We start from the raw sequence: 12,854 nt of genomic DNA on the forward strand, positions 1-12,854 counted from the left end.
GGCGGCAGCGGGTCAGCGCAGACCACCGGGAGCGCCGCCGTCGAGGTCGAGGCTGCCGGAAGCCACCCGCTGGTCCTGCCGGGACACGCGCTGCAGATACTCCTGCGACTTGGTCACCTCGGACTCCAGCGTGCCGATGGTGGCCGCCATGCTGTCCAGGGCCTGGAGCTTGAAGCTGTCGATGGAATCCATGGTGGCGTAGATGTTGGCGAACGCGGCCTGCAGCTGCGGCAGTCCGATGGTCGACGACGCCGCCTGCTGCTGGATCTGCGCGGAGTTGTCACGCAGCATCTCCGAGGTGCGCTGGATCAGGTCGGAGGTGGTCGAGTTGAGGGCGGTGATCTGGTCCAGCACGAGCTTCTGGTTGCCCAGCGCCTGGGCGACGATGACCGCGGTCCGCAGCGCCGACACCGTCGTCGTGGCGGCGCGATCCACGCCCTTGATCAGCTCGATGTTGTTCTTGATGATGATGTCGATGGCCAGATAGCTCTGGATCGACACGGCGAGCTGGGTGAGCAGGTCCTGGTGCTTCTGGCGGACGTAGAACAGCACGTCCTGGCTGAGCGCCTTGGCCCGCTCCGGGTCGGAGAACTCGAGCTCGCTGATCGCCGCGGACAGCTTCGCGTCCAGCCGCTCGGCGACGTAGACATAGGAGTTCAGCCGGCCCATCGCCGCCCACAGGTTCTGCTTCTCCATGTTGAGCGAGACGTTGTCTTTGGTCAGCTCGTCCTGGCCGTTGCGCAGGCTGTGCAGGATTCCGTTGAGATGACTCTGGGCATCCTGGTATTTCCGGAAGTAGTCGACGATCTTGTCACCGAACGGGATGATGCCGAGCAGCTTGCGACTGCCGGTGGCCTGGCTCGGGTCGAGCTCCTCGACGGTACGCCGAAGCTCGAGCAGCGTGTTGCCGACCTTCGACCCCTGCGCGATGCCGCCTTCCTGCAGCGCCCGCACCGGGGTCTGCAGCAGCCGGTTCGAGGACTCAGCGGCCTTGCGGATGTCGGCGTCGCCCATGCTGCGTACGTTCTCGGTCTGGGTGGCGAACTCCGGTGAGCGCGGCTGCGCGCTGAGCAGAGCGGACATGAAGGTGTCGACCTTGCCGTCCAGGGTGGGCAGCGTGGCTGGATCGACCTGTGGGGCCATCGCCGGGGCTGCCGTGGTCGCCACCGGCTGCACGGGCGCGGGCGCGGTCAAGGTCAGGGCACTCGGCGCAGGCGGGGCCAACGGCGCCTGCGCTCCGGTGGGGGACATGGGCTCGGTCATCGCGAGGGCCTCTCTGACGGCGGGTGCTGCGTGGTCGGTCGTGGCCGCGGCGTATCCCGGAACCGGTTGCCCGGGTCTCACCGCTTGGTCGGGGTCAATCTACTCGGTCGACCGGATCACCACAGAGGCTCCACCCCCGTGGGAGTTGATCTTGTCGACCGATGACCACGGTCGTAGCCGAGGTGGGCTCGGCTCGCGCCGGAGCATCGACTCAGGCCGACTCCGACGCGGCCGCCTCGTGCTCGCTCCGGGGGAAGCCGCTGATGCCGCGCCAGGCCAGACCACTGACCAGCTGCTTGGCCTCCTCGACCCCGAGCCGGCCCTTGCCGCTGGAGACCCAGTAGCGGGCGCTGACCTGGGCGATGCCGACCAGGGAGATCGCCAGCAGCTTGGCCTGGTCCGCCGGCAGCGCGGTGTCTTCGGCGATGACCGCGGCGATCGCATCGGCGACCTCCTCGTTGACTCGCCAGAGCCGCTTCTGCACCGAACCGTCGCCGGTGAGATCGGACTCGAAGACGAAGCGGAACTCGTTGCTCGAGTGCGACACGAACTCATAGAAGGCGCCCACGGTGGCCACCACCCGGTCGGCGTTCACCTCGGTGGAGGCGAGGGCCTCTTCGACCACCTCGACCAGCCGATCACAGCTCAAGTCGAGCAGCGCGAGATAGAGGTCGAGCTTGGAGCCGAAATGCTGATAGAGCACCGGCTTGGAGACGCCGGCCGCGTCGGCGATGTCGTCCATGGCCGCCGCGTGGTAGCCCTTCGTCGTGAACACGTCGCTCGCCGCCTGCAGCAGCTGGGCTCGGCGCTGGTCGCGGGGCATGCGCGATACGCGCGAGATCACCATTCGGGTCATGCTACCGGGCGGTAACTCGGGTCGGCTGCGATCGACTGCCCGACTCCCGGTGGCCTGTCCGCCTCTGGTCCACCAGGGACGTGGAAAAAAGAATCCTCGCGATGTCGAGAATCAGGTGATGGCCTCGTCCCCGCTGTGAACACGGCCACAATGGCCGTACCGCATCAAGGAGAAGCGATGACCAAGTACCTGCTGCTCAAGCACTACCGAGGCAACCCGGCAGCCGTCAACGACGTACCGATGGACCAGTGGAGCCCCGACGAGGTCACGGCCCACCTGCAATACATGCAGGACTTCGCCAGCCGGCTCGAGCAGACCGGGGAGTACGTCGACGGTCAGGCCCTGTCACCGGAGGGCACCTTCGTCCGCTACGACGGCGAAGGGCGACCACCCATCACCGACGGCCCGTTCGCGGAGACCAAGGACCTGATCGCCGGCTGGATGGTGATCGACGTCGACACGTACGACCGGGCGCTGGAGCTGGCCGGCGAGCTGTCAGCCGCTCCGGGCGCGGGCGGGAAGCCGATCCACGAATGGCTCGAGCTGCGCCCGTTCCTGACCGCGCCGCCGACCATCACGGAGTGAAGAACGGTGGATGAGGTGCTGCTGCGGACCCTCATCCCCAGTGTGATCGCGATCCTCAGCCGCCGCGGAGCCAGCTTCGCCGCGGCTGAGGACGCCGTGCAGGACGCGCTGGTCGAGGCCGTACGGGCCTGGCCGAACGACCCGCCCCGAGACGCCAAAGGCTGGCTGGTCACCGTGGCCTGGCGAAAGTTCCTCGATGCGACCCGCGCCGAGGACGCCCGCCGCCATCGCGAGGCACGCGCCACCAGCGAGCCGGCCCCCGGGCCGAGCGAGCCGGTGGACGACACGCTGGGGCTCTACTTCTTGTGTGCGCACCCGTCCCTGACCCCGCCGTCGGCCGTCGCACTTACCCTGCGGGCGGTCGGCGGACTGACCACGCGGCAGATCGCGCAGGCCTATCTGGTGCCGGAGGCGACCATGGCCCAACGGATCAGTCGGGCCAAGCGGATCGTCTCTGGCGTCCGGTTCTCCGAGCCCGGTGACGTGGCCACGGTGCTGCGGGTGCTGTATCTGGTCTTCAACGAGGGCTACTCCGGCGACGTCGACCTGGCCGGGGAGGCGATCAGGCTCACCCGCCGGCTGGCGGCGCTGATCGACCACGAGGAGGTCGCCGGCCTGCTCGCGCTGATGCTGCTCCATCACGCCCGGCGTGCCGCGCGGACCGGCCCGGACGGCCGTCTGGTGCCGTTGGCCGATCAGGACCGGAGCTGTTGGGACACCGCCCTGATCGGCGAGGGGATCGACCTGCTCCAGACGGCACTCGGACGCGATCGGCTGGGGGAGTTCCAGGCCCAGGCCGCCATCGCCGCGCTCCATGCCGATGCCCGGACGACCGAGGAGACCGACTGGGTCCAGATCGTCGAGTGGTATGACGAGCTGGTGCGGCTCACCGGCAACCCGGTGGCGCGGCTCAACCGGGCGGTTGCGGTGGGCGAGGCGGACGGCCCTCGAGCCGGGCTGGCCGCGCTGGCCGGTCTGGACCCGGCACTGCCGCGCTATCCGGCCGTGATGGCGTACCTGCACGAGCGCGACGGCGATCAGGTGACCGCGGCCAGGCTCTACGCCGACGCCGCCCGGTCGGCGTCGAACCTTGCCGAACGCGACCACCTGACGCGTCAGGCGGCACGGCTCAATGCGTTACCGCGCGAGGCTTTACCGCGCAATGCGTTACTGCGCGATAGCTGAGACGGCGCCCGATTGCGGTGGTCAGGCGCTGGCTGCGCCGAACCACCGAGACAGCTGGCTGAGCAGACCCTGTTGGTCGTCGCCGACCCAGGCCACATGACCGTCGGGGCGCAGCAGGGCCGCAGGCATCTCGAGCTCCTGGCTGACGTCGTTCACGTGGTCGACCCGATCGCTCCAGCCCGCCACTGACAGCGCGCCGGTCTGGTCGAGGAGCAGACCGCGGCCGGTGTGCATGCGCTCATACAGCCGCCCCCGGCTCAGGGCCACGTCTCGGAGCCGACGGCCGACCAGCGGATGGTCCTGGCCGAAGTCGTAGCGGATCGCCAGCGCCATGATCTTCTCGGTCAGATATCTGTTCACCTCGTCGATGTCCATCAGCTCCGACATCAGCCGGCGCAGCGCCTGAGACCCCGGCTCCAGGGCCATCAGCGCGGTTTGGGCGCGGGTGAGGTCCAGCACGTCGGCGGCCACCGGGCGGCGTTCCGTTGCATAGCTGTCGAGCAGCCCGTCGGGCGCCCAGCCGTTGACCTCGGCGGCCAGCTTCCAGCCGAGGTTGACGGCGTCCTGAATGCCGAGGTTGAGTCCCTGCCCGCCCAGGGGCGGGTGGACATGCGCAGCGTCGCCGGCGATCAGCACTCGGCCGACCCGATAACGCTCGGCCAGCCGCGTCGCGTCGCCGAACCGGGACAACCAGCGGGGCGAGTGGACGCCGAAGTCGGTGCCGGCCGTCGCCCGCAGCTGCTCGCTGAAGTCCGCCAGCGTCGGTGGCACCGTACGGTCGGGGGCCACCCCGGCCGCCGGTACGACGATGCGGTAAAGCCCGCCGCCGATGGGCCCGACGCCGAACCTGAGCTGGGACTTGCGGACCTCGGCCATCACCGTCGCGACCACCTCGGGCGCTGCAGTCAGCTCCATCTCGCCCAACAGCGTCTCCACCCGGCTCGGCTCGCCGGGGAACGCGATACCGAGCTGCTTGCGCACGGTGCTGCGGCCGCCATCGCAGCCGACGAGATAGCGCGAACGCAGCCGGCTGCCGTCGTCCAGCTCGGCCGTCACGCCCCGGTCGTCCTGGCTGACCCCGACCAACGCGCAGCCGCGGCGGACCTCGACTCCGAGCTTGGCGGCGTGTTCGCTCAGCAGGCGGTCGGTCACCGGCTGCTGGATGCCGAGAACGAACGGGTAGCTGGTGTCGAGCCCGGCCGGTGACGGTTTCGTGATTCCGGCGAAGAAGCCGCCAACCGGGTACTGGGTACCGTGCGTCAGGAACTCATCCAACAGCCCGCGCTGGTCCATCACCTCGACGCTGCGCGCGTGCAGCCCGAGCGCACGGACCACCGTGGTCGGCTCCGTCTCCCGCTCGAGGACGAGCCCGCGGACGCCGTGCAGTTGCAGCTCGCTGGCCAGCATCATGCCGGTCGGTCCGCCGCCGGCGATGATCACGTCAATCATCGATGACCTCCGATTCCTTGGTTCCGACCGGAGAGTCTGGGGCACCACCGGGGCCTTGCCACAAGCCCCCACCTGCGCTATACGTTAGGTATGGCAAGGGGACGAACCCCTTGCCATTCGTTGTGTCTGCGCGGCTATCTGGCGGATCACGTGCGCCAGCGGCGCGCTCGATCGCCGGTCCGCACCGGTCAGCCGGCTCCGTTGGTCTGGCTAGGCTGGGTCGCGATGAGCGTCGTGATCCCCGAGCACTTCCTGCCCACGGCCGCGACCGACCCTGCCCAGAGCCGTTGGCTGGCGACGCTGCCGCGGCTGGTGGCCGACGTACTCGCCGAGTGGCAGCTCAGCGTCGACGGGGCGGTGCGAGCCGGCGGCTCGGCAGTCGTCGTCCCGGTACGCAACGCCGCCGGCCAGGCCGGTGCCCTGAAGGCTGGGTGGCCGCGGCCCGACGCGGCCCACGAGCACCTCGCGCTGCGTGCCTGGGCGGGGGCCGGTGCCGTCCAGCTGCTCCGCGCCGATCCGCGCCGTTCGGTGCTGCTGGCGGAGCGGGCCGAGACCGAGCTGGACCTGAACCGGATCGACGTGCTCGACGCGTGCGAGGTGGTCGGTGGGCTGTATCGGCTGCTGCACCGCCGGGCCGTGCCGCAGCTGACGACCCTGTCCAGCCTGGCCGCGCACTGGGCCGAGGACCTGCTGGCCGTCCGGGACGAGCGGCGGGCGCCGCGGCGCTATCTGGAACAGGCCGCCGGGCTGTGCCGGGAGCTGTCGGTCGACCCCGGCACCGATGGGCTGCTGATCCACACCGACCTGCACTACGACAACGTGCTGGCGCGGGTGGGCGACGGCGGCGTGGATGATCGCGGACAGTGGTTGGCCATCAGCCCGAAGCCGCTGTCCGGTGAGGGGGCGTACGAGGTGGCGCCGCTGTTGGACCACCGCTGGCGGGAGGCGATCGCGAGCGGCAACCCACGAACGGCGGTGCTGAACCGGCTGTATGCCGTGGTCGATGCCGCCGGGCTGGACGAGGACCGGGTCCGTGCCTGGGTGATCGTCCGGGAGATGGTCGCCATCGTGTCCTCGATCGCGCGGCCGGGACCGGTCGACGAGGACTGGGTGACCGCCGCCACCACGATTGTGAAGGCGGTCCAGTGGTGACGTCCGGATCGCGGAATAGCGATCGTCGGCCACGCGTTGCACGTCAAGATCGACGAACTTAGTCAGGGGCCGGTGTGCCTCTGGCGGAACCGCAGGAGGAACCGTGGCCTATCCGCCGCTCGTGAAACCAGCTGCAGAGCTGACGACCGAAGAGGTCCGTCGCTACAGCCGGCACCTGATCATTCCTGACGTCGGCATGGACGGGCAGAAGCGCCTCAAGAACGCGCGGGTGCTGGTGATCGGCGCCGGTGGACTGGGCAGCCCTGCGCTGCTCTACCTGGCCGCCGCCGGCGTGGGCACCCTGGGCATCGTCGAGTTCGACACCGTCGACGAGTCGAACCTGCAGCGCCAGATCATTCACGGCCAGTCCGACATCGGCCGGTCCAAGGCCGTCTCGGCCAAGGAGAGCGTCGCCGAGGTCAACCCGCTGGTGAACGTGGTCGTCCACGACACCCGGCTGGACAACGACAACGTGATGGACATCTTCGCCCAGTACGACCTGATCGTCGACGGCACCGACAACTTCGCCACCCGCTATCTGGTCAACGACGCCGCCGTGCTGTCGCACAAGCCGTACGTGTGGGGCTCGATCTTCCGGTTCGAGGGGCAGGTCAGCGTGTTCTGGGCCGACCAGGGTCCGCAGTACCGCGACCTCTATCCGGTGCCGCCGCCGCCCGGCATGGTGCCGTCGTGCGCCGAGGGCGGTGTGCTGGGGGTGCTGTGCGCCTCCATCGGTTCGATCATGGTGACCGAGGCGATCAAGCTGATCACCGGCATCGGCGACCCGCTGATCGGCCGGCTGATGGTCTACGACGCACTCGAGATGAGCTACAAGACGCTCAAGCTGCGCAAGGATCCCAACGGTGAGCCGATCACCGGGTTGATCGACTACGACAGCTTCTGCGGTGCCATCACCGAGGAGGCCGCGGATGCGGCTGCGGGCAACACGATCTCGGTCCAGCAGCTCCAGGGCTGGCTGGACGAGCGTGAGCAGGGTGCCAAGGACTTCGTCTTGATCGACGTCCGCGAGCCGGTGGAACGCGAGATCAACCAGATCCCCGGATCGATCCTGATCCCCAAGGGTGACTTCCAGACCGGTCAGGCACTCGGTCAGCTGCCGCAGGACAAGCAGGTGGTCCTCTACTGCAAGGCGGGGACCCGTTCCGCGGAGTGCCTGGCCATCGTGCACGGCGCCGGGTTGGCCGACGCGGTCCACGTGGGCGGCGGCGTCAGCTCGTGGGTGAGCCAGATCGACCCGAGCCAGCCGGCGTACTGAGCGGCCCGCTCGGCCAGACAACCGAAAGAACCCCTCGCACCGTCGGGTGCGAGGGGTTCTTCCGTGTCGTGGCACAGCTCAGATCGCGTGAACCTGGTCGGCCTGCGGACCCTTCGGGCCCTGGGTAGTTTCGAACTCGACGCGCTGACCCTCGTCGAGGGTCCGGAAACCCTGCGACTCAATCGCGCTGTAGTGGACGAATACGTCCGGGCCGCCGCCGTCCACGGCGATGAAGCCGTAGCCCTTTTCGGCATTGAACCACTTGACGGTTCCCTGCGCCATGAATCTCTCCTACCATCTGGCATCCAAGCCGCACCTCACGACTTCGAAAAGCTGTTGGACGCCAGACGAATACATCGACGCCCACGCAAAGGTTCTGGGGGCGTAGCACTTACCACGACACAGATCACTTGCAACAGCAACGCAAGGGTTGCACACAACTATGGCGCTTGGGAACCCCCGAATTGGTGGCCGTCGGCGGGTTCATTTCGTGGCCTCCAGCGGGCCTCGCGCATCAGCACACGGCCGTCGCGGACCGGCGTTTCCTCGGTCTCCAGCAGCCCCAGGGCGACCTGCTCGTGACCGCGCGCAGGCAGTCCGTCGCTGCGGACCACTCGCCACCAACACACGGCCGCGCCGTAGCGTGCCATCACCGCACCGACCTGGCGTGGACCGCCTCGTCCGACGGTTGCGGCGATGTCGCCGTAGCTGGCCACCTGACCGGGCGGAATCCGTTCCACCGTTGACAAGACGTCCTCCACGTACTGCTCATCCACGGCGTCCTACCAGCCCTCGCTGCCCGGGACTCCCTTGAAGGGACCGACCACCGCACTGGTGATCCAGCCGCCGTAGAAGCCACCGGGCTGGGCCTGGACCGGCTCGTCGTCCACGCGGACCTCATCCATCAGGGCGGGGTAGAGCGACACATGGTCGACCAGAGCGGTGAACGGCGCCGACGGGGAGGGATAGAACCACCCGGCGCGGGCCGCGGTGACGCCGTTTCCGATCACGTCCAGATATCGTGCGGCACCCTTCCACTCGCAGAACGACGACCCGTCGGCGTCGACCAGGCAGCCGGGAACGAAGGCGGCGCGGGGGAGATAGACCGTCGGCGGGTGGGACGTCTCGAGTACCTGCCAGCTCGAGCTGGTGCGGCAGACGGTCTCGCCGCCCAGCACCACTGTGACGACTGCCCGGCTGTGTCGCAGGGCCGGTGGGCGGGGGTAGTCCCACACCGACTCCTGGCCCGGTCCCACCGGCTCCGGAGGTGGACGCATGATCACCTGCCCAGCGTAGACCGGGGATACTGGGCCGGTGAGCGCACCGATCCTCCACCCGAGCCGGGCAGCCGACCGCTTCGTCACCGACACCGGATGGGCGCGGTCGCGCCACTGCTTCTCCTTCGGCGCCCACTACGACCCCGACAACATCGGCCACGGTCCGCTGGCCGTGCTGAACGACGAGCTGGTGACAGCCGGCGCCGGTTTCGATGATCACCCGCATGCCGACGCCGAGATCGTCACCTGGGTGCTGTCGGGATCACTGGTGCACTCCGACTCGGCCGGACACGTCGGCATCGTGCATCCCGGGTTGGCGCAGCGGATGAGCGCCGGATCCGGCATCGTCCACGCCGAGCGGAACGACGCATACCGGATCGACCCCGACCGGCCGGTCGAGCCCGTCCACTTCGTCCAGATGTGGGTACGCCCCGACGAGCCCGGCACCGCCCCCAGCTATGCGCAGCGCGAGGTCGACTCCGCAGCGCCGGCCCGGGACTGGGTCCCGTTGGCATCCGGCAGCCACCCCGACGCCGCGGTGACGATCGGCTCACGCGGTTCCACCCTCTGGGTCACCGTCCTCAGCCCCGGCCAGCACCGGAGGCTTCCGTCGGCCGAGCTCAGCCACGTCTACGTCGCCCGCGGCACGGTGAGCGTGGAGCAGGTCGGGACCCTGGCCACGGGTGACTCGCTCCGGGTGACGGGCGAGGCCGAGCTGGGGGTCACCGGGGCCGGATCCGGTCCTGCCGAGATCCTGGTCTGGGGGATGGCGGCATGAGCTGGTCACCGACCGAGGCCTCACCTGCGGAGCAGCCGGGCCGCACAGTGGAGCCGGACTCCTCGCTGCTGATCCGGGTCTCCGGACGCGACCGGCCCCGGCTGACGCGTGACCTGTTGCGGATGCTCGGCGACGCCGGGGCGCAGCTGGAGGACATGGAACAGCTGGTCGTCCGCGAGCGGCTCACCCTGGACGTGCTGGTCCGGCTGACGGGCTCCGACGACCGGGTGCTCGGAGACATCCTCTACTGGGGTTTCACCGAGCAGCTGCAGATCGACTTCGAGCAGGTCGAGTCGAGGTCGCGCCGTGCCGGGCTGCGCCGACACGCCGTCACGGTACTGGGTCAGCCGCTCACGCCCGCCACGCTGGCCGCCGTCGCCGACGCCATCGCCGCTTCCGGTGGCAACATCGACCGGATCGTCCGACTGGCCACCGAGCCGGTGACCGCGTACGACCTGGTGGTGATCGCCGAGGACCCGACCGCCATGCGCACGGCACTGCTGGAGGTGTCGCAGCGACTCGGCATCGACATCGCCGTCCAGGTCAACGGCCTGGAGCGTCGCGCCAAGCGGTTGGTGGTGATGGACGTCGACTCGACCTTGATCCAGGACGAGGTGATCGAGCTGCTGGCCGACGAGGCCGGCTGCGCGGACGCTGTGGTGGCGATCACGGCCCGGGCGATGGCCGGCGAGCTCGACTTCGAGGCGTCGCTGCGGGAACGGGTCAGGTTGCTCAAAGGGCTGGACGACGCGGCGATCGAGCGTGCCCGAGCACGGATCCGGCTGACCCCGGGGGCACGGACGTTCGTTCGTACGCTGCAACGCCTGGGCTATGCCGTCGCTGTGGTGAGCGGCGGCTTCACCCAGTTCACCGACGCGCTGCGCAACGACCTCGGACTCGACCACGCGTACGCCAACACGCTGGCGAGCGTGGATGGGGTGCTGACCGGCGAGGTGATCGGTCCGGTGATCGACCGGGCCCGCAAGGCCGAGCTGTTGGCCGAGATCGCCGCCATCGAAGGGATCCCGCTGTCGCAGACGGTGGCTATCGGCGACGGTGCCAACGACCTCGACATGATCGCGGCCGCCGGCCTGGGCATCGCGTTCAACGCCAAGCCGATGGTCCGCCGGCAGGCAGACACCACGGTGTCGGTGCCCTATCTCGACGCGATCTTGTTCATGCTCGGTATCCGCGGCGACGACGTCGACCGGGAGGCAGAGGCCTGAGATCGCCCGGTTCTGTCCCGCGGCCCGCCGGAAGGGAGTAGAACTTCTCGCAGGAAGCCGATCGCCCGGGGGAGGGGGATCGTCATGATCATGAGATTCAACCCGCCGCCGAACTGGCCGCCGCCCGAGCCCGGCTGGTCGCCGGGTCCCGGCTGGCGACCCGATCCGGCCTGGGGACCGCCCCCGCACGGGTGGCCGCTGTGGTTGCCGGACGAGGCGGAGCCGGCGCGGCGCGGCCGGTCGCCGCTGGTGCTGCTCGTCGCCGCCTTCGCGATCTGCCTGGGTGCAGCCCTGGTCCTCAGCGCCATCGGTACCGCACTGGGGCTCGACCTGCTGGCCCAGTCCGGGTTCTCCGCGGTCGCTGCGACACAGCCGTTGCACAAGCGGCTGGTGCTGATGTTCGGCGGGACGGAGACCGCGGCCGACGTCGCCGTCACCGGCTTCGTCCATCCGTGGCTGCTGATGATCTTGTACGGATCCCTGGCGTTGTTCGCCGTGCTGCAACTGGGTGGTGCGATGGCCGGATTCTGGACGCAGGCGATGGGTGGGAACGAGCTGACCCTCCTGGTCGCGCTGAACACGGCACTGTGGCTGGTCCAGCCCGGGGCCCTGCTGGTCCTGGGCCTGTGGGCGGGAGTCCGCGCCGATCACTATCCGTGGCTGGTCCTGATCGCCACCGCGATGATCGGGCAGGCGCTCGGCCTGCTGTGTTCGGCGGTGCTGCTCGGACTCGACGACACCACGACAGCCCTGGGCGACCTGCTGACGCCGGTGGCCGTGCTGACGTCGCTGCTCGTCACCGCGGTGCTCGCGGTGGTGGTCGGTCTCCCGGCGGTCTGGCTCGGCCGACGCCATCGGGATTCGCAGGCGCTGGCCTGGCGGGCACGACACCCCGGCCGAGCGTCGATGCCGGCCGCCTGACGGCAGCGCAGCGTCCGGACCAGTCGGGCCGACCTGAGACGATGGGTGGACACCCTGTCGGGTGCGGCACCGGCGCAGGACGAAGGAGCGGCAGATGAGGATCGCACTGGCCCAGCTCATCAGTACCCCCGACCCGGCGGCCAACCTCGAGCAACTGCGCCTGCAGGTCGCCACGGCCGCCGCCGATGGTGCTCGGCTGGTGGTATTCCCCGAAGCGACGATGCGCTGCTTCGGCCGTTCCCTGGCCGAGGTCGCGGAGCCGCTCGACGGGCCGTGGGCCACCCAGGTCCGGGCGGTGGCCGAGCAGCACCAGGTGGTGATCGCGGTGGGGATGTTCACCCCGGCCGGCGACGGTCGGGTCCGCAACACCGTGTTGGTGGTCGGACCGGGGGTGGACGCGCACTACGACAAGATCCATCTGTTCGATGCCTTCGGCTTCCGCGAGTCCGAGACGGTGGCGCCCGGCTCCGAGCCCGTGGTCGTCCGGCTCGACGGCCTCGCTGTGGGGTTCGCGACCTGTTACGACGTGCGGTTCCCGGGTCTGTTCACCACCCTGGCCGAGCGTGGCGCCGAGTTGGTCTGCGTCTGCGCCTCCTGGGGTGCCGGGCCGGGAAAAGTGGACCAGTGGCGGCTGCTGAACCGGGCACGGGCGCTGGACGCCACCGTCTACGTCGCTGCCTGCGGCCAGGGTGATCCGGCCACGATCGGCATCGAGCAGGGCACCAACGCGCCGACCGGGGTGGGCTACAGCGCGGTGGTCGCTCCCGACGGGACGGTCGTGGCCGCGTTGAACGACGAGCCGGGGCTGCTGGTGGTCGAGGTGGACCCGGCTGAGGTCACCGCCGTACGTTCGGTCATCCCGGTGCTCGACAACCGCCGCTTCTGA

Annotated in this window: 14 protein-coding genes; 8 read left to right on the forward strand and 6 right to left on the reverse strand. The window is 69.5% G+C overall.

The window, feature by feature from the left end; all coding sequences use genetic code 11:
• Positions 1-12 precede the first annotated feature (12 nt).
• Both AC1XX3_RS11990 and AC1XX3_RS11995 read right to left on the reverse strand, forming a co-directional pair.
• Positions 13-1,263, reverse strand: a complete 1,251-nt coding sequence (locus AC1XX3_RS11990; RefSeq protein WP_483321376.1) for a toxic anion resistance protein — start codon at positions 1,261-1,263, stop codon at positions 13-15.
• 211 nt (positions 1,264-1,474) lie between these two features.
• Positions 1,475-2,110 (reverse strand): TetR/AcrR family transcriptional regulator, encoded by a 636-nt coding sequence (locus AC1XX3_RS11995; protein WP_483321377.1) that lies wholly within the window; start codon positions 2,108-2,110, stop codon positions 1,475-1,477.
• Between the two features lie 186 nt (positions 2,111-2,296).
• On the opposite strand from AC1XX3_RS11995, the gene AC1XX3_RS12000 reads away from it, so the two are divergent.
• Positions 2,297-2,704, forward strand: coding sequence for a YciI family protein (locus tag AC1XX3_RS12000; protein WP_483321378.1), 408 nt, complete (start codon positions 2,297-2,299; stop codon positions 2,702-2,704).
• A gap of 6 nt (positions 2,705-2,710) precedes the next feature.
• Entirely contained in the window at positions 2,711-3,889 is a 1,179-nt protein-coding gene (locus tag AC1XX3_RS12005; RefSeq protein ID WP_483321379.1) for an RNA polymerase sigma factor, read from the forward strand.
• A 21-nt stretch (positions 3,890-3,910) separates the two neighbouring features.
• On the opposite strand, the gene rox is transcribed toward AC1XX3_RS12005, so the two are convergent.
• Entirely contained in the window at positions 3,911-5,338 is a 1,428-nt protein-coding gene (gene rox, locus AC1XX3_RS12010; protein WP_483321380.1) for a rifampin monooxygenase, read from the reverse strand.
• Positions 5,339-5,563: 225 nt separating this feature from the next.
• On the opposite strand from rox, the gene AC1XX3_RS12015 reads away from it, so the two are divergent.
• Both AC1XX3_RS12015 and moeZ read left to right on the forward strand, forming a co-directional pair.
• Complete coding sequence (locus tag AC1XX3_RS12015; protein ID WP_483321381.1) at positions 5,564-6,490, forward strand: aminoglycoside phosphotransferase family protein; 927 nt, start codon at positions 5,564-5,566, stop codon at positions 6,488-6,490.
• Positions 6,491-6,593: 103 nt separating this feature from the next.
• Positions 6,594-7,766 (forward strand): adenylyltransferase/sulfurtransferase MoeZ, encoded by a 1,173-nt coding sequence (moeZ, locus tag AC1XX3_RS12020; protein WP_483321382.1) that lies wholly within the window; start codon positions 6,594-6,596, stop codon positions 7,764-7,766.
• A gap of 78 nt (positions 7,767-7,844) precedes the next feature.
• On the opposite strand, the gene AC1XX3_RS12025 is transcribed toward moeZ, so the two are convergent.
• The 3 genes from AC1XX3_RS12025 to AC1XX3_RS12035 all read right to left on the reverse strand — a co-directional run bounded on the left by AC1XX3_RS12025 (position 7,845) and on the right by AC1XX3_RS12035 (position 9,043).
• Positions 7,845-8,048, reverse strand: a complete 204-nt coding sequence (locus AC1XX3_RS12025) for a cold-shock protein (RefSeq protein WP_483321383.1) — start codon at positions 8,046-8,048, stop codon at positions 7,845-7,847.
• 158 nt (positions 8,049-8,206) lie between these two features.
• Positions 8,207-8,542, reverse strand: a complete 336-nt coding sequence (locus tag AC1XX3_RS12030) for an MGMT family protein (RefSeq protein ID WP_483321384.1) — start codon at positions 8,540-8,542, stop codon at positions 8,207-8,209.
• Positions 8,543-8,548: 6 nt separating this feature from the next.
• Positions 8,549-9,043: a DUF427 domain-containing protein gene (locus tag AC1XX3_RS12035; protein WP_483322093.1), complete on the reverse strand. Its 495-nt coding sequence runs from the start codon at positions 9,041-9,043 to the stop codon at positions 8,549-8,551.
• 37 nt (positions 9,044-9,080) lie between these two features.
• On the opposite strand from AC1XX3_RS12035, the gene AC1XX3_RS12040 reads away from it, so the two are divergent.
• The 4 genes from AC1XX3_RS12040 to AC1XX3_RS12055 all read left to right on the forward strand — a co-directional run bounded on the left by AC1XX3_RS12040 (position 9,081) and on the right by AC1XX3_RS12055 (position 12,854).
• Complete coding sequence (locus AC1XX3_RS12040; RefSeq protein ID WP_483321385.1) at positions 9,081-9,821, forward strand: pirin family protein; 741 nt, start codon at positions 9,081-9,083, stop codon at positions 9,819-9,821.
• Positions 9,818-11,047, forward strand: coding sequence for a phosphoserine phosphatase SerB (serB, locus tag AC1XX3_RS12045; RefSeq protein ID WP_483321386.1), 1,230 nt, complete (start codon positions 9,818-9,820; stop codon positions 11,045-11,047). Before AC1XX3_RS12040 ends, serB begins: the two co-directional genes overlap by 4 nt.
• Before the next feature lie 90 nt (positions 11,048-11,137).
• Positions 11,138-11,968 carry a hypothetical protein gene (locus AC1XX3_RS12050; RefSeq protein ID WP_483321387.1) on the forward strand — a complete coding sequence of 277 codons (831 nt, stop codon included), beginning with the start codon at positions 11,138-11,140 and terminating at the stop codon, positions 11,966-11,968.
• A 94-nt stretch (positions 11,969-12,062) separates the two neighbouring features.
• Complete coding sequence (locus AC1XX3_RS12055) at positions 12,063-12,854, forward strand: carbon-nitrogen hydrolase family protein (RefSeq protein WP_483321388.1); 792 nt, start codon at positions 12,063-12,065, stop codon at positions 12,852-12,854.

This window comes from Microlunatus sp. M237, from assembly GCF_056896895.1.

Coding starts and splice junctions, on each gene's coding strand:
- AC1XX3_RS12000 (WP_483321378.1), top strand. CDS start 2,297: ATGACCAAGTACCTGCTGCTCAAGCACTACCGAGGCAACCCGGCAGCC.
- AC1XX3_RS12035 (WP_483322093.1), bottom strand. CDS start 9,043: ATGCGTCCACCTCCGGAGCCGGTGGGACCGGGCCAGGAGTCGGTGTGG.
- AC1XX3_RS12050 (WP_483321387.1), top strand. CDS start 11,138: ATGAGATTCAACCCGCCGCCGAACTGGCCGCCGCCCGAGCCCGGCTGG.
- AC1XX3_RS12025 (WP_483321383.1), bottom strand. CDS start 8,048: ATGGCGCAGGGAACCGTCAAGTGGTTCAATGCCGAAAAGGGCTACGGC.
- AC1XX3_RS12015 (WP_483321381.1), top strand. CDS start 5,564: ATGAGCGTCGTGATCCCCGAGCACTTCCTGCCCACGGCCGCGACCGAC.
- AC1XX3_RS12055 (WP_483321388.1), top strand. CDS start 12,063: ATGAGGATCGCACTGGCCCAGCTCATCAGTACCCCCGACCCGGCGGCC.
- AC1XX3_RS11990 (WP_483321376.1), bottom strand. CDS start 1,263: ATGACCGAGCCCATGTCCCCCACCGGAGCGCAGGCGCCGTTGGCCCCG.
- rox (WP_483321380.1), bottom strand. CDS start 5,338: ATGATTGACGTGATCATCGCCGGCGGCGGACCGACCGGCATGATGCTG.
- AC1XX3_RS11995 (WP_483321377.1), bottom strand. CDS start 2,110: ATGGTGATCTCGCGCGTATCGCGCATGCCCCGCGACCAGCGCCGAGCC.
- serB (WP_483321386.1), top strand. CDS start 9,818: ATGAGCTGGTCACCGACCGAGGCCTCACCTGCGGAGCAGCCGGGCCGC.